We start from the raw sequence: 15,209 nt of genomic DNA on the forward strand, positions 1-15,209 counted from the left end.
GGTCGGACCGGCGCATACGGCTCAAAATACTCTCATTCTCATCCATAAAAAAGGCCCCGACTTCTTAGCAGAGTCGGGGCCTTTTTCTTTTAAAGACCAGCCAATTAGCGCATCAGCACCAGCTTGCCCCAATCATTCTTAAAGGCAGTGTCTCCCGCTGTTTCGCGACGGCCAAACGTCCCGTTAGGGTCGTCGAGCGACACACGGTAGAGGTAGGTGCCATTAGCCAGGCGGTCACCGAAGGAATCGGTGCCATCCCAGGCGAAATCGGTGATGTTATTGCCAATGTGCAGGGGGCCCAGCTCGTTCATGAAAATCTCGCGCACCACCCGGCCGGTGATGGTCATAATCTGGATTTTCATGTTGCGCGGCAACTCCTGCCCTGTCACCGTGAACACGAAGCGGGCCTTGCTCACCACGGGGTTCGGATACGGGTAAACGTTGGTGATTTTGGAAGCATTGACTACTTCAAATTTCACTTGGAAGTCCTGGGAGCCGGCACTGGCATTGCTGGGGTCGCGGCCCTGCACTCGCAGTGTGTACATGCCATCGGCCAGCGGGGCGCTTAGGCCAGGACGGTACTCCAGCTTGGCCACACTGCCGTTGGTCTTGTCCACGGTGAAGTTGATATTCGAGCCGTTGAGGTCCACTTGAGTAGGCAAAGACGAGCCCGGCTTGAGCAGGGTAACGGTAAACACCGAGCGGTCGGAGATGTGACGCAGCTTGTCTTCGTCGCTGAGTTGAATATTGATAAGCGGCGTAGGCGATACCAAGTCGCCGTTGAGAATGTGGCGGCCGTCGAACGCTACGTCCAAGGTCGGGGGCACGTTGTTGTCGATAACCGAGAAGGGTTCCAGCAACAGTTCGTTGTTGGAGTAAAGCTGTTCGGGCTGGAGGCGGGGGTTCACAAAGACTTCAATGGCAAACGTACCAAAGCGGCCCTTCATGTCAATTTGCACGTTGAACGTTGCCATGGCCCCTGCGGCCAATGGAGGACCCGAGAGGGTAAGTTCCTGGGTGTTTACCACCGTGCTTGGGTTGCTGCCTATGTTGCGAACTACCACCCGGGCTTTCAACGGCGCCAGGAAGGCCACATTGGATACGTTCTGAAACTTTACCGGGAAGCGGATAATGCCATCGCCAGTCGTTGCCTGGCGGAGCAGGTTGGCCGAGGCATAAGTAGCAGGCAGCACCGAGTCACGCCGCACCACGCCTTCGGGCTGGCCGCGGTAGGTTACCAGCCACTGCTCAAGCTGCGGCGGCACGCGGGTTACGGAGTCGCCAAGGGCCAGCTCCAAGCGCAGGTAAGGGTACTGCGCGGCCGAAATGGCTGCCAGGGCTTGCACAGAAGAAGTAACTCTGGGCAGCACCACGGTTTCACGGTTGAGCGTATCAATGGCCACCACGCTGAGGGTGCGATAGCCGCTGGGAGTCAGGGTGCGAATGGTGGAGTACAGGCTCAGCCATTCTTTGGCCGGGCCAATGCGGGGCGATATCACCCGACCGGCGGTGGCCCGCTGCTGTAGGCTGTCGCGCAACTCAATGGTTTGGCTATACGCCGGAATAGTTAACGTGTGGTCGGGGCCGGTTTCCCGGACGAGGCGACCGGTACTAGCCGTTAGTTTCTGACCTATCAAGGCCAGCGGTTCGCCATCGGCGAGCTGGGTTATCAGCTGCGAGCCCAGCAGGGTTTGCAGCGAGGTTTTGAGGGCGGCGGGCAGCAGAGAGTAACGTAACCGGTTGGCCGAAACCAGGGCGACGTAGGAACCCGCCGGCACAGCGGCCAGGAAAGTGGCTAACTGCTGCTGACGCGCGCTGCTGTAGTTCAGGTTGTCCAGGGTGTCGAGCGCAGCCCCGCCCACGGGGTCGCTGGCCGAGAAGTAATAGAAGTAGTTGGGTGCGGTGCCACAACGCTGGTAGGTGGTGGGCATGGTCACGGGGGCTAGGCCGCCGGGCTCGTACACGGCCACCAACAAGTTTGGCGACCTCACGCCGCAGCCGCTTACCGTAGAGGGAGCGCCGGCCGATTGCAGGTAGATTCCGGCTCCAATCAGGGTACTAAACTGTGGCGCTGACCGCACTACGCCGCCGCCCCGGGTGCGCATCACCAGCGGAACCCGGTTTGAGGCAAATGCCCAAGCCCCGCTTGGAGCACTTACATCAACGCCCGTGCGGGTCGTGCGCTTGAACTGGCCATGGTGACTCTGCGACCAGCCACCGGGACTGGTAGGAATTACCCGGAACGAGGAGGTTACCCAATCACCATCCTCGCCCACGGCCGGCGTGTTGAAACGCGCGCGCCAGTACCAGACCACGCTGTCGCGCGAGGCCACGGTGGGCAGAACGGGCTGCCACTCGGCTACCACCCCGGCAGTGATGAGGGGCGCCCCCACCCGGATGGGACTGTTGAAGGTAGGCACGGTGTCGAGCTCAAAATTGTAGCCCCGTTGCGCCCCGTTGCGGTCGTTGTTCTGCACCACCAGTCGGGGCCGGGCTACGTTCACAATTTCGAACTCGGTTGGGTTCACCACGGCCAGCCCGCCTTGCAGGAAGGTGAAGTCAATTTGGGCCGTGTTATTGGTCTCGCTCAGCTCAACCACGCGGTTGTTGGGGTCCAGCTCCACCTTAAAGGTGCTGACACCTGCTTCGGCCAGAGTGTTGGGCAACGTAAAAGCATAAGTGGTGTCGCGGCGCCAAGCCTGGCGGCGAGTGTATAAGGAGTAAATCTGCGGTTGCCGCCCGGAGCTTGCGGAGTAAGTCCGGGTTATTCTAATCTCGAGCGGGTCAAAAGTTACCCTGCCGGGGTTGGAAACTCCCACGTTCAGCACAAACTCTGTGGATGAGGCCTTTACTGGGCCTTGCCCCGGTGCGGGCGTAACCGATATGGCAGCGGCGCTGGCAATAAAATCGGGGTTTTCCGGTGCGAACAAAGCCAGCGTGGGGTCGCCCTGCCAGCCAGTGCCCAGCAGCTGCTCAATACCGATATCATCGGTAAAATAAGGCGTGTTCTGCATCCGCCGCACAGCTTCAGAATAGATAGCCGTCATAGGCTTTCCGAAGAACTGTGGGGTATTAAACATGAGCTTATAAATCGTGTCCGCTGCAATTTCCAGCCGGTCGGGGTAGCTCAATCCGTATTCGCCTAACGCACCCAGTGCCCCCTTCTGCGCGGTAAATAACCAATCCTCTAACACTGTAGGTGCCCTCGTAAACGTGTGAATTCCTTCACAACCGTTGAGGAAAAACAAAGGGTACCGTCCGGTATTGTTGTAGTTATTTGAAGGGTCGGAGGGCACACCGAAATCAAGAGAGAACTTGTTATTTGAGCCGTGACCAAAGTAGGTTATCAATCCAAGCCCGGGGTTCAAATAGTTGGATATGTTCAAGCTTACAGGCAGCACGTTCGTCCGGTATTCGGAGAACACCCGCCCGCCCAGCAAGGGCCGCTCTACCCGGGTCTTGTTGCGGTCCATGATGGTTTTGAACCACGCCATTTCTCCGGCATTGATTCCACCAACCAGATGGAGTACATTTTTGCGCCATGGCTCAGGTCCCAAAGCTTCGTGCGTGCGCAGCTTGCCCAGATAGTTCATTATTTGCTGGGGAGCAATCACCGTCAGACGGCCGGTGCGAAGCTTTGGTATAAAATTATTAGCCCGGAAATCTGCCGTTATCATGTTATCTGATGCCGCCCGAGAGCTACTTGGTATCAAGTCCAGCCCAAACTCGCCCCCGGTGCGGTAACGCACTCCGCCCTCACTCGGCACAATACCTTTGCCCAACAGCAACAGGTACCGGTCAGCATTATTAGGGGCGCCTGCAGCCAGCCACATACCAAACTGCCGCAATGCCATCCACGAGCGTTCACCGTAATGAAATTGGTCGTAGAGCTGCGAAGCAGTAATTAATAGCGTGTCATATCCTCCGCCTGCCGCTGAAGTACGGTACTTGGCATACTCGCGCGCCGCGTTGGGCACTGAAGTAGTGCCGTCCAGTGCTGCGCCGTAAAGCTGCCGGTGAGAGACGATAGCGAAATTGACTGCCGACTGATTGATGGTGCGAAAGCGCACTGGTTTAGCTGGCAGAGGCACGAAGGGTCGTTGCGCATCGGCAAGGAACAACCGGCGGGACTGACTGGCAGTGGCGCTCGGAAACACAAAACGACGCGCTAGTGGACCCAAAGTTTGGGCGGTGGTGGGCGCAATGCGCTGCACGTTCCAAACATCATGAATGTCGTAGCCCACTACCGACGCTGGAATGCTATCCAATTCGTAAGTAGCAGGCCCAGCTAATAAGGAATCGCTGGCAAACGCCTGATGACGGCGCGGTCCTATCCAACGGCTGGCCTGGGGTGCTATTACCCGAATAAAAGCGCGGGAAAAGTAATCAGCTGTCGAATTTGTACCACCGCCAGCACTGCCCGATAGCTGCACCGTGACCAGTCCGTTGGCTCCGATTTCAGCGCGCTGGAGCGGGTATTTCCCACCAGCATGTCCGTAACCACTGAATATCAATCGTGCTATCGACCGGTAGGTATTGGTGGCATGGTTGAGCACCAGCACCTCAACATTATGAGGTGAAAACCTGGCTCCCACCAATCTCACTTCAATGCTTGGAGTTGGAGCTGGGCCGGTAGGCACTACTGCCCGCAATACCGAATCGGTGGTGGTGGTCGAAACGCCTCCCAGCACCTGCGAAAAGAAGCCCTCCCCTGATTCAAGCCAGGGCAGAAACGTGCTACCGCGCTGAGCTTCGTTGAACGAATTAGTTTCCAGCTTCAGGCTGCTGGCCAAGCGCCAGGCGTGCGGAGTGCCGCCGGCTGCTACCGGCTGCGCCATTCGCTTGGCGGCTGGAGCCGTGGCTCCCGGGTAGGTAAGGAAGTAGGCGGCGGTGTCGGTGTAGAAACTGTATAGTTTGTGGGGCTGGTCGGCATCGTTCTTATACAAGCCAGCGTCGAGCTGGCCGTCGTTGCGCTGCCCGTAAAACTCCAGGTAAGTATTGGCATCGAACACAGTGGGCGCCCCACCTTGAAACACCGCTACCTGACGGCCCCGACGCCAGAGCTGCAGGCGGCTGGGGTCGATGTTGGTAAGGCCGGCCTGAGTCAGGTACTGGTAGCTCAGGCGGTGAATGCCATCCCGGGTCACCTGTATTTTATAGTATTGCTGGCTCGGCACTATCCATTCGTTGCCGTAGGGGCCCGACTGTGCCTGCGCCACCGCACTAAACAAGCCAAACAGCAGCAACAGCGCCCATCTCAACTCCCTCATTTTAAGAGTAACTTTCTTTTCCATACAACCTGGTAGAGTACATCTATTAGTAGTATTACGTAGCCATTATGCTACGCTAAAGCAGGTCTGCACAAAGCAAAGCCTGCTTTTATTATTTGAAGGCGTAGCCGAGTGACACAATCAGCGAGTTGGTTTGCGAGGAGCTGCCCAGCTTCTCTACGGCCAGGCGCGACAAGGCCAGGTCGACGCGCAGGCCACTGACGGCCACGCCAGCGCCCACACTGTACTGGCCTTTCCAGTTGCTGTCGAACGTGCCGTTGCTGTTGGCAGAGAAGTTTTGAATCTTCTGGTAGTTGCCGGCGCCGCCGCGCAGAAAAACCAAGTCCTTATAGCCAAACTCAACGCCGATGCGGGGGTCCACGCTCACGGCTTTGGTAGAGATGGGAGTGTTGCGCTGGCCGTCGGTGGTGGTTTCCAAGTCGACGGCTACCAAGGCCGAGAACTGCTTAGGCAGCTCAAAGCGGCGCCCGGCACCCAGCACCAAGCGCGGCAGCGTTATTTCGGCGCTATTGGTCGGAATGGCGTCGGGACCGTTGGCAATAGTGCTGTTGATGCCCTTGGTGTACTCCTCGGCGTTGATGTTCCACTGCGTGAAAGTGGTCGTGATGTCGCGTGCCATCAGGCCCAGGTTCCAGCCCTTGTGGTTGTACTGCAACCCGGCATCGATGCCAAAGCCGTAGCCGCTGGCAAACTTGCCGATGTTGCGGTAGATGATTTTGCCGTTGGCACCCACGCTTAGGCCTTCCACGTTGCCCAGCTTGCGCGCATACGACAGCAGCAAGGCGTAGTCGGCCACCGAGAACAGTTCAATCTTGTTGTAGTCGATGTAGCCGTATTCGTTGATGAGATTGCGGGTGTCGGCAATGTTGTCGACGCCCAGCCGCATCACGCTCACTCCAATTGCGCTCTTGTCGTCGAGGGGCATGGAAAAGGCGCCGTAGTCGTTTTTCACCACGCCGGCAAACAGCTCGGAGTGCATCAGCACACCGTCGTATTTCTGGGTTTGGTTGGCGAGGCCTGCGGGGTTCCAATAGCCAGCAGTGGCGTTGTCGGCCAAGCTCACCTGCACCTTGCCCATGCCAAGCGCCCGGGCTCCCACACCAATGTTCAAAAATTCGTTGCTGTACTTGGGTGTTTTGGTAGATTGAGCGGTGGCTGGCAATGCCAGGGCTACGGTAGCACCCAGAAAAAACAGCCCACGAGCGGCAGAGGAGAGTTGGAGCATATGCAAGTAAGCGGGTAAGAATTTCGCTGACGGAACGCAAGTTAATTCATTAAAGTGCGTCGGGCCCCACCAAATCCGAGCCAAACCGGTTAGCTCGGATTTTGGCGCGCCCGGCACCGCGCTTTGGAAGGGGGCTGCACGCCCCTTGCCTGCTACCAATCAGGTGTGGCTTCCTCGTCTTTCCTCTCCCTTCGGGCTCCTTATGCGAGCGGCATGTCCCTCGCCAAAGCGCCTTGCTTAGTGTCAGGACTCGATAAGGGCGAAATTTCACAAAATATTTGTCTCTGATAATCAGTGCTTAATAAGATATTTCATAACAGCTTAAGGAATTATTCATCCAGTACCTTGCGTTACAAAGTACCTACCATACATTTGTACTGTTTCTCACCCACTAGCTATTCGTAACGCCCATGAAACTCGAGAACACCCAGGTTCAGATGCGCAAGGGAATCCTTGAATTCTGCATCCTGGAAATCATCGCCCGCGGCGAAGCCTACGCCTCCGATATGCTGGAGGAGCTGACTTCGGCCCGCATGATAGTGGTGGAGGGCACGCTCTATCCACTGCTTACCCGCCTGAAAAATGCCGCCCTGCTGGACTATGTCTGGAAGGAGAGCACCAGCGGTCCACCCCGCAAGTACTACACCCTGACCGATGCCGGCCGCCAGTTTCTGGCCGAACTGCGCGATACCTGGGAGGAAATGGCCACCTCGGTGGGCATCATCCGGCACAGTGCCCCGACGAAGCCCACTGCTTGATTTAGCCGTCTTTTTCCTTCTTCACTCACCAGAATTTAAACGGCCGTTTTTCAGCCTTTTGTCATGAAAAAGAACATCAGCATCAATCTGCAAGGAATTATCTTTCACATCGAGGAGGACGGTTACGAGGTGCTCAGCCGCTACCTGTCCGAGGTGAAAGCTCACTTCGCCAGCTACCGCGGCCATGAAGACATCGTCGCCGACATTGAGGGGCGCATCGCGGAGCTTTTTGCGGCCCGTACCTCTTCCATTAAGCAGGTCATCACCCTGGCCGACGTAGAAGCCATGACGGCCAAGATGGGCCGGGTAAGCGACTTCGCAGCCGATGACCTCGACGCCGAAGACGTAGAAGAACCCGCCCAGGCCACCGCCTCAGGCAGCACCTTCGGCCCCAACGGGCCCTTCGGCCCCAACGGGCCCTTCGGACCCCAAGGGACGTTTGGCCCGGAAGGCGCTTTTGGCTCCGAAGGTGCTTCTGCAACCGACGCGGCTACGGCTACCGAGCCCCGGCGCCTCTACCGCGACATGGCCCACCGCCGCGTGGCCGGGGTAGCCGCGGGCATTGCGCAGTACTTTGCCATCAACCCGGTGTGGGTGCGGCTGGGTTGGATAGTGTTGGTCTTCCTGCTGCCCGGCGTATTCGGAGCCTTCAACTACAACCACGACGACAACCACTTCCAGTTTGGCGGCTGGGCCTTCTTGGCCTACATCATCCTCTGGATAGTGCTGCCCAAGCGCTACGACGCGCCTGCCCCCAACGAGGCCATGCTGAACCAAGGCCCGCTGGCCGGCCGCAAGCTGTTTCGCGACACCGGTACGGCCAAAATTGCGGGCGTGTCTTCGGGTCTGGCCGCTTATTTCAACATCGACGTGACCCTGGTGCGGGTGCTGCTGCTCGCCGGCTTGTTTGCCGGAGGCTTCACCCTTATTCTCTACATCATACTCTGGATAGTCTTGCCCGAAGCCAAAACGGTTTCGGACAAGATGCGGATGCGCGGCGACGCCGTAACCCTGGAAGGCTTCGATAGCAGCCTGCGCAACAACGCTTTTAGCGACGCCCCCACGACCACCAACCGGCCGGTGGGGGCGTTTGTAGAAGATGCCGCCCGGGGCCTGCGCCCATTGGTTGACTTTGCCGGCTCGGCCATTCGCATAGTGGCTGGCGTGTTGCTCACGGTAGCGGGCTTTTCGCTGCTCCTGACCCTGGCCATTATGCTGGGCGCGGGCATTGGCCTGATTCCCAACTCCGAAAACATTCCCCTGGGCGATGCGCCTGCCCACGTAATGCTCAATGGAATTCCTGCCTGGGGCATCATTGCCGGCTTCTTTGCCTTCGGTATTCCGGCCCTGGGCCTGCTGCTGAGCGGCCTGAATTTGCTGCTGCGCCGCTCGTTGATGTCGCGCACCGTAAGCCTGTCGTTGCTGGGCCTGTGGATTCTGAGCATTGTGGGCGTAACCATGGCCGTAGCGCAGCAAAGCCAACAGTATCAGCACGATGCTGAGGTGGAGCAGCTGGAGCGCTATTCGGCCATTATTACGCCGGTTATTATGCTCGATGCCCGCCGCGTAGACCGTGATTGGGAGCAGCACGTGAACGTGCGTCTCGCTTCCGCCGACAGTGGCCGGACGGTAGAGGTGCTGCGCCTGCTGAGTTCGAAAGGCCCTACCGAAGAAGAGGCCCGCCGCAACGCGCTCACTTCCATCGACTACACGGTGCGGGCCAGGGGCGACTCTTCGCTGATACTCGACGACCACTTTTCCTTCCTGCCCGGCGCCAAGTTCCGCAACCAGGAGCTGACGGTGACCCTCCGCTTGCCCCGCGACCGCACCTTCCGCCTGAGCGAGCGTTTTGCCAACAACATGCTCCGCGACGAACATTTTGTAAATAACCGCCGCCCCAACAACCCCGAACAGCACCGCTACCGCCTGCGCGGCAATAAGCTGGAGTGCATAGCCTGCGCCGACGCCGACATTACTGACTCGGCCTCCAACGACGAAAATGACGACGTTAATATCAACATTGACATTGACGACAGTAGCTCGAACGGGGGCGACACTGGCGATGGCGATGGCGACGAAGGCGGCAGCGGCCTTAAGCTCAACTACGGCGGCGCACCCTCCTTCAAGACCGACTTTGAGAGCTACGGCAGTGCCCGCCGCACGTTCGACGAACAGGACTTCAATAAAGTGCTGGTGGTGGGTGGCTACCGCGTGGTGGTGCGTAAGGGCAACACGTTCAAGGTAGTAGCCGGGGGCGATGAGGGCATCATCGACGACCTGCGCGTGAACCGCAACGGCAACACGCTGGAAATCCGGCCCCGCAACACTTCGTTTTTTGGCCGCAACTGGAAGCGGGGCGAGGAAAAGGTGCTCATCCAGGTGGAAATGCCTACGATTGAAAAGCTTGAGCTAGCTGGCAGCGTACAGGCCGACCTCGGCGGCTTTGACCGCCAGGACCGCCTGGAAGTGGAACAGGCCGGCGCTAGCCACCTGCGCCTGAATGGTAGCTACGAAAACCTGAAAATTGAACAGGCCGGCGCCTGCCGCACCACCGCCAGCGGCACCGCCAATGCCCTGGAACTCGACGCCGCCGGTGCCTGCGAGCTGGCGGCCGCCAACCTGCAGGCCCGCACTGCCACCGTCGACCTAGCCGGCGTGTGCAAGGCTCGCCTCCACGTAACGCAAAGCATCAAGGGCGACGCCGTGGGCGCCAGCCAGATTACCTACAGCGGCCAGCCCAACAGCGCCCGCGTGGACGCCACCGGTCCTTCCATTGTGAAGCGTCTGTAACTACGCTAATCCGGAGGACTGCTTGCCAGCAGTAGCCAGCCATAGTACTAGTTCAAAGCCCGCCGTTCGCCGTTGTTGCTAACCAGAATCATGCCCAGGGTCTTGATTATTACGAGTTATTAGACGAACGTCCTGCAATCAAACTCGTATATCTACTCCTTGCATGATTAACGCGAAGAAAAGAAGACAGGCCTAGTTTGGTGAGTGAACTATGCCTCCTTCCGGACGGAGTCCTTTGGCCGCCCCCTGCTGCAACAGGAAGGCCAGGGCTTCGTCCATTTCGTTTTTAATGGTGCCTTCCAGTATGGCTTCCATCACGGCTTCCTTTAGCTCGCCCACCGCGCGTGAGGGCTTCAAGCCAAAGGTTTCCATGATGATTTCACCAGTGATGACCGGGCGGAAGCTGCGCAGGTGGTCTTTTTCTTCTACTTCCTTTAGCTTCTCCTCTACCTGCCCAAAATTGCGGAGGTAGCGCTCCTTGCGCTGGTGGTCCTTGCTGGTAATGTCGGCCCGGCAAAGTAGCATGAGGCGGTCAATGTCCTCGCCCGCCTCGAAGAGCAGGCGGCGGATGGCCGAGTCGGTCACGGTTTCTTTCACCAGCGCAATGGGGCGCAGGTGCAGGCGCACTAGTTTCTGCACCATGCGCATTTCCTCGCCCTGCGGCAGCTTCAACTCGGCAAAGATGCCCGGCACCCAGCGGGCGCCTTTGTCTTCGTGGCCGTGGAAAGTCCAACCCACGCGCTGGTCGTAGCGCTTGGTGGCGGGCTTGGCTATGTCGTGCAGCACGGCGGCCCAGCGAAGCCAGAGGTCGCCGCCGGCCGCGGCCACGTTATCCAGCACCTGCAGGGTGTGGTAGAAATTGTCCTTGTGAGCGTGGGTGCCCACTTTTTCCACGCCGTGCAGCAGCGCCATCTTCGGAAAAATAAGGTGCAGCAGCCCCGTTTGAAACAGCAGCTTGAAGCCGTAGCTGGGCGTGGGCGACTCGATAATCTTGTTCAGCTCGACCGTAATCCGCTCCTGCGAAACGATTTTTATCCGGTCTTTATTCCGGATGATGGCGTCGAAGGTGTCGGGCTCAATGTCAAAGTTGAGCTGGCTGGCGAAGCGAACGGCACGCATCATGCGCAGCGGGTCGTCCGAAAAAGTAACGTCGGGCCCCAGCGGCGTGCGAATGGTTTTGCTGGCTAGGTCCTTCATGCCATCGTAGCGGTCGACGAGGGCGCCGAAGTCTTCGGGGTTCAGGCTCAAGCCCAGAGCATTGATGGTGAAGTCGCGGCGGGCGAGGTCTTCTTCCAGGGTGCCGGCTTCTACCTCGGGCTTGCGGCTGTCGGCGCGGTAGCTTTCCTTGCGGGCTCCCACAAACTCAATCTCGCCGGCTTCTTTGGTGGGCAGCATGGCCGTGCCGAAATTCTTGAACACCGTGACTCGGCCCCGGCCTGGCAGCTTGGCGCCCACGGCCTGCGCCAGGGCAATGCCGTCGCCCACCGTCACCACGTCGATGTCTTTGCTGTCGCGGCCCAAGGCCAAATCCCGCACGTAGCCGCCAATAACGTAGGCTGGCTGTTTCAGCTCGGCAGCTGCTTCGGCGATGGTACGGAAGATGGGCAGTTCGGGCAGTTGGGGCGTCTTCATGGCCGCAAAGGTCGGCACTCTGCTTTTCACAGCAAGTCCGGAGCGGGTTTGTGGCTGAGTTAGGCTACTCGCGCACCACTTCCAGCTTGCCGCCGTCGCCCAGCCGCACCACGCGCGACGGCGCCACTCGGGTAGCATCCTCCTGCCGCCAATTCACTACATGGTCGGCGCCGCGCAAGATGGCTGCATCAATCTCTGTGTACACCCCGGGAGCCGGCTCGCCGGCTTTGTTGGCTGAGGTAGAGACTAGGCCATGGCCAAGGCGCCGCACTACCTTAAAGCAAAACTCGTCCTTCACCACGCGCAAGCCCACAGTACCATCGGGCGCTACCAGGCCAGGCGCCACGGTGCGGCTGGCCGGCAAGATGTAAGTGGTGGGCCGGGTTTCGTTTGCCAACAGCTCTTCCAGCTCGTCGGGCACCTGCGCGGCATAGCGCCGGAGCATGGCCAAATCGGCCACCAGCACAATGCTCGGCTGGCCTTCGGGCCGGTTCTTCAGCTTATACAGCTGTTTCACGGCGGGTGGCGCTTCGGCATCGCAGCCCAGGCCCCAAACCGTGTCGGTGGGGTACAAAATGACTTGCTGCAGCAGCAGGGCATCGACGGCGGCTTCTACTTCTTGCTGAAAACGGTTCATGCAGATATGGTTTGACAGAGTTCAACTAATACGCCGGCAGCGCTCTTCGGGTGCACAAAACACACGAGCTTATTGTCGGCCCCGCGTTTGGGCTCCTCGTTCAGCAGCACAAACCCCTCCCCTTTCAGCCGCTCCATCTCGGCCCGGATATCATCGACCTCGAACGCGACGTGGTGAATGCCCTCCGGCTTCTTCGCCAGGAACTTGGTGATGGCGCTTTCGGGCGAAGTGCCAGCCAAGAGCTCAACCTTAGAGCCTCCTACTTGGAAAAAAACAGTGTCAACCGCTTCGCTGGCCACGTGTTCTTTCTTGTAGGGCGCCACCCCCAGCAGGGTGGTGTAGAGAGCCGTGGCGGCCTCCAGGTCGTTCACGGCCAGGCCGAGGTGTTCGAGATTAGTGAGCATGAGGGACGAAAAGAAAAAGGCAAAAGGCCAGTAATTGGTGCAAAAAGGTCGTTTTATCGAGCTTTTAGATCGGTTGCCGGAAGCCCACGCATTTCCTTATTTAGATTGTATCTACTTTTGTGGGACCAAAGAAAACTGATTACCCTTTAACCGTGTTCTACAAGGGTCCAGTTATTCGCTGGTTTACCACTCTGCTTTACCGCTGCGCGCAATGCTTAAGCTCCCCATTTACCTCGACAACAACGCCACCACGCCCCTCGACCCCCGAGTGCTGGAGGCCATGATGCCTTACCTGACCGAAGTATTCGGCAACGCTGCTTCCCGCAACCACCCCTTTGGCTGGGCTGCTGAAGAAGCCGTTGACTATTCGCGTGAGCAGATTGCTAAGCTCATCAACTGCGACCCCAAAGAAATCATCTTCACTTCGGGCGCTACCGAGTCGGACAACCTGGGCATCAAGGGCGTGTTTGAGATGTACAGCCAGAAAGGCAACCACATCATCACCGCCACCACCGAGCACAAAGCCGTGCTCGACACCTGCAAGCACATTGAGAAGCTCGGCGGCCGCGTTACCTACCTGCCCGTAAACGAAGAAGGCCTCATCAGCTTGGAAGAGCTGGAAGCGGCCATGACGCCCGAGACCATTCTCGTTACCATCATGTATGGCAACAATGAGACGGGCACCATTCAGCCCATCCGCGAAATCGCCAAAATTGCTCATAAGCACGGCGCGCTGTTTATGACGGACGGCACCCAGGCCGTGGGCAAAATTCCGGTAGACGTGATTGCCGATGGCATCGACATCATGGCTTTCACGGCTCACAAAATGTATGGCCCCAAGGGCGTAGGCGCGCTGTACGTGCGTCGTAAGAACCCCCGGGTAAAAGTTACTGCCCAGATGGACGGTGGCGGCCACGAGCGCGGCATGCGTTCAGGTACGCTCAACGTGCCCGGCATCGTGGGCTTGGGCAAGGCCTGTGAGTTGGCCATGCTGGAGATGGAAGCTGACACCGCTCGTTTGAGCGCCATGCGTGACCGCCTCGAGCGCGAGCTCCTGACCTTGGAAGAAAGCTACGTGAACGGCTCGCGTGAGCACCGCCTCCCCCACGTTACCAACATCAGCTTCAAATACGTAGAAGGCGAAGGCCTGATGATGGGCGTGAAAGACTTGGCTGTTTCTTCGGGCTCGGCTTGTACTTCGGCCTCTTTGGAGCCTAGCTACGTACTTAAGGCCTTGGGCCTGAGCGACGACCTGGCCCACTCCTCGTTGCGTTTCGGCCTGAGCCGCTTCACCACCGACGAACAAATTGACTACGCCATCGGCCACGTAAAAGAGGCCGTAACCAAGCTTCGCGAAATGTCACCCCTGTGGGAGATGTTCAAGGAAGGAGTTGATTTGAGCAAGATTGAGTGGGCCGAGCATTAATCGGTTTCAACCACTGCACCTTATAAAATTCTAATTAAAAAAAGCCATGGCTTACTCCGATAAAGTAATCGACCACTACAGCAACCCCCGCAACGTGGGCACGCTGGACAAAAGCAAAAAGAACGTAGGCACTGGCCTTGTGGGCGCGCCTGAGTGCGGCGACGTAATGCGCCTGCAAATTGAGGTAGACGAAGCTACCAATACCATCACCGACGCGAAGTTCAAAACCTTTGGCTGCGGCTCGGCTATTGCTTCGTCGTCGCTCGCTACCGAGTGGCTGAAAGGCAAAACCGTTGACGAGGCCCTGGCCATCGACAACATGGAGATTGTGGAAGAGCTTGCCCTGCCGCCCGTGAAGATTCACTGCTCGGTGTTGGCTGAAGATGCCATCAAGTCGGCTATCTCGGACTACCGCGTGAAGAACGGCCTGCCCGCCCTGGAGCTTTCGCACCACTAAGGCACTGGTTTCTCTCATCCTGAGCACAGCGAAGGACCTTATCACGTTAGAACATTTCCTGTTCGACGGCGGTAAGGTCCTTCGTTGCGCTTAGGATGGTTTTTTTTATCAAATCCTATCCGGCATTGTATGACCGATGAATACGAAGTTGCCCGCCTGCAACGCGAGATTGAGCAGCACCTGGGCATGGAGACCGGCAACCTACGCTTTGAGTACCGGCAATTGGAAGGGCAAATGCGCCTCGACCTGATTACCGTGAACCCGCGCCACCACCAAAGCTTCCTGTTCCGCTACGAAACCGGGCACGATGAAGTGGATTGCCTCCGTAAAATGCAGGATTACGTGCGCCGCTACCGCGACAACGAAAGCTCCTTTACCCTGCAATGGCGTACCCGCGGCGACAAGGAGCTGCAAACCTCCTACTTCCGGGCCCACAATGCCTATGAGGCATTGGACAAGCTTTATTTCGGACGTGACCTTAATGCCATTACGGTGTTCAGTGTGGTGCTGAACCCAAGCTCGTAGGGAGTTGTGCTTGTTTGAGAAGGATAAGTGAACAAAGAAAATATTTCGCTTGTTTATAATTTGT

At 58.1% G+C, this 15,209-nt stretch carries 10 protein-coding genes; 5 read left to right on the forward strand and 5 right to left on the reverse strand.

Annotation, left to right across the window (positions count from 1 at the left end; genetic code table 11):
• Positions 1 to 104: 104 nt before the first annotated feature.
• Positions 105 to 5,294, reverse strand: coding sequence for a C25 family cysteine peptidase (locus tag ACP7AJ_RS18110; RefSeq protein WP_426061608.1), 5,190 nt, complete (start codon positions 5,292 to 5,294; stop codon positions 105 to 107).
• Positions 5,295 to 5,382: 88 nt separating this feature from the next.
• The gene (locus tag ACP7AJ_RS18115) at positions 5,383 to 6,516 is read right to left on the reverse strand and encodes a PorV/PorQ family protein (protein WP_426061609.1); all 1,134 of its coding nucleotides are present in this window, start codon (positions 6,514 to 6,516) and stop codon (positions 5,383 to 5,385) included.
• Positions 6,517 to 6,926: 410 nt separating this feature from the next.
• Here ACP7AJ_RS18115 and ACP7AJ_RS18120 point away from each other — a divergent pair, with 410 nt between their 5' ends.
• On the forward strand, positions 6,927 to 7,274 hold the full coding sequence (locus tag ACP7AJ_RS18120; RefSeq protein WP_426061610.1) for a PadR family transcriptional regulator: 348 nt from the start codon (positions 6,927 to 6,929) through the stop codon (positions 7,272 to 7,274).
• 63 nt (positions 7,275 to 7,337) lie between these two features.
• A complete protein-coding gene (locus ACP7AJ_RS18125; RefSeq protein ID WP_426061611.1) occupies positions 7,338 to 10,064 on the forward strand; it encodes a GIN domain-containing protein in 2,727 nt (908 codons plus the stop codon).
• Positions 10,065 to 10,256: 192 nt separating this feature from the next.
• On the opposite strand, the gene ACP7AJ_RS18130 is transcribed toward ACP7AJ_RS18125, so the two are convergent.
• The 3 genes from ACP7AJ_RS18130 to mce all read right to left on the reverse strand — a co-directional run bounded on the left by ACP7AJ_RS18130 (position 10,257) and on the right by mce (position 12,737).
• Positions 10,257 to 11,696 carry a CCA tRNA nucleotidyltransferase gene (locus ACP7AJ_RS18130; protein ID WP_426061612.1) on the reverse strand — a complete coding sequence of 480 codons (1,440 nt, stop codon included), beginning with the start codon at positions 11,694 to 11,696 and terminating at the stop codon, positions 10,257 to 10,259.
• A 64-nt stretch (positions 11,697 to 11,760) separates the two neighbouring features.
• Entirely contained in the window at positions 11,761 to 12,333 is a 573-nt protein-coding gene (locus ACP7AJ_RS18135) for an L-threonylcarbamoyladenylate synthase (protein ID WP_426061613.1), read from the reverse strand.
• A complete protein-coding gene (gene mce / locus ACP7AJ_RS18140; protein WP_426061614.1) occupies positions 12,330 to 12,737 on the reverse strand; it encodes a methylmalonyl-CoA epimerase in 408 nt (135 codons plus the stop codon). Before mce ends, ACP7AJ_RS18135 begins: the two co-directional genes overlap by 4 nt.
• A gap of 211 nt (positions 12,738 to 12,948) precedes the next feature.
• Between mce and ACP7AJ_RS18145 the strand changes: the two genes are divergently transcribed.
• The 3 genes from ACP7AJ_RS18145 to ACP7AJ_RS18155 all read left to right on the forward strand — a co-directional run bounded on the left by ACP7AJ_RS18145 (position 12,949) and on the right by ACP7AJ_RS18155 (position 15,145).
• Positions 12,949 to 14,163, forward strand: a complete 1,215-nt coding sequence (locus tag ACP7AJ_RS18145) for an IscS subfamily cysteine desulfurase (RefSeq protein ID WP_426061615.1) — start codon at positions 12,949 to 12,951, stop codon at positions 14,161 to 14,163.
• Between the two features lie 46 nt (positions 14,164 to 14,209).
• Positions 14,210 to 14,620 (forward strand): Fe-S cluster assembly scaffold IscU, encoded by a 411-nt coding sequence (gene iscU, locus ACP7AJ_RS18150; RefSeq protein WP_190923982.1) that lies wholly within the window; start codon positions 14,210 to 14,212, stop codon positions 14,618 to 14,620.
• Between the two features lie 129 nt (positions 14,621 to 14,749).
• Complete coding sequence (locus tag ACP7AJ_RS18155; protein ID WP_426061616.1) at positions 14,750 to 15,145, forward strand: hypothetical protein; 396 nt, start codon at positions 14,750 to 14,752, stop codon at positions 15,143 to 15,145.
• Positions 15,146 to 15,209 lie beyond the last annotated feature (64 nt).

This window comes from Hymenobacter sp. B1770 (assembly GCF_049896385.1).
Taxonomy (GTDB): Bacteria; Bacteroidota; Bacteroidia; order Cytophagales; family Hymenobacteraceae; genus Hymenobacter.

Excerpts from the sequence above, each read along its gene's own strand:
- ACP7AJ_RS18110 (WP_426061608.1), bottom strand. The coding sequence starts at position 5,294 with ATGGAAAAGAAAGTTACTCTTAAAATGAGGGAGTTGAGATGGGCGCTG.
- ACP7AJ_RS18145 (WP_426061615.1), top strand. The coding sequence starts at position 12,949 with ATGCTTAAGCTCCCCATTTACCTCGACAACAACGCCACCACGCCCCTC.
- ACP7AJ_RS18120 (WP_426061610.1), top strand. The coding sequence starts at position 6,927 with ATGAAACTCGAGAACACCCAGGTTCAGATGCGCAAGGGAATCCTTGAA.
- ACP7AJ_RS18135 (WP_426061613.1), bottom strand. The coding sequence starts at position 12,333 with ATGAACCGTTTTCAGCAAGAAGTAGAAGCCGCCGTCGATGCCCTGCTG.
- iscU (WP_190923982.1), top strand. The coding sequence starts at position 14,210 with ATGGCTTACTCCGATAAAGTAATCGACCACTACAGCAACCCCCGCAAC.
- ACP7AJ_RS18125 (WP_426061611.1), top strand. The coding sequence starts at position 7,338 with ATGAAAAAGAACATCAGCATCAATCTGCAAGGAATTATCTTTCACATC.
- ACP7AJ_RS18155 (WP_426061616.1), top strand. The coding sequence starts at position 14,750 with ATGACCGATGAATACGAAGTTGCCCGCCTGCAACGCGAGATTGAGCAG.
- mce (WP_426061614.1), bottom strand. The coding sequence starts at position 12,737 with ATGCTCACTAATCTCGAACACCTCGGCCTGGCCGTGAACGACCTGGAG.
- ACP7AJ_RS18115 (WP_426061609.1), bottom strand. The coding sequence starts at position 6,516 with ATGCTCCAACTCTCCTCTGCCGCTCGTGGGCTGTTTTTTCTGGGTGCT.
- ACP7AJ_RS18130 (WP_426061612.1), bottom strand. The coding sequence starts at position 11,696 with ATGAAGACGCCCCAACTGCCCGAACTGCCCATCTTCCGTACCATCGCC.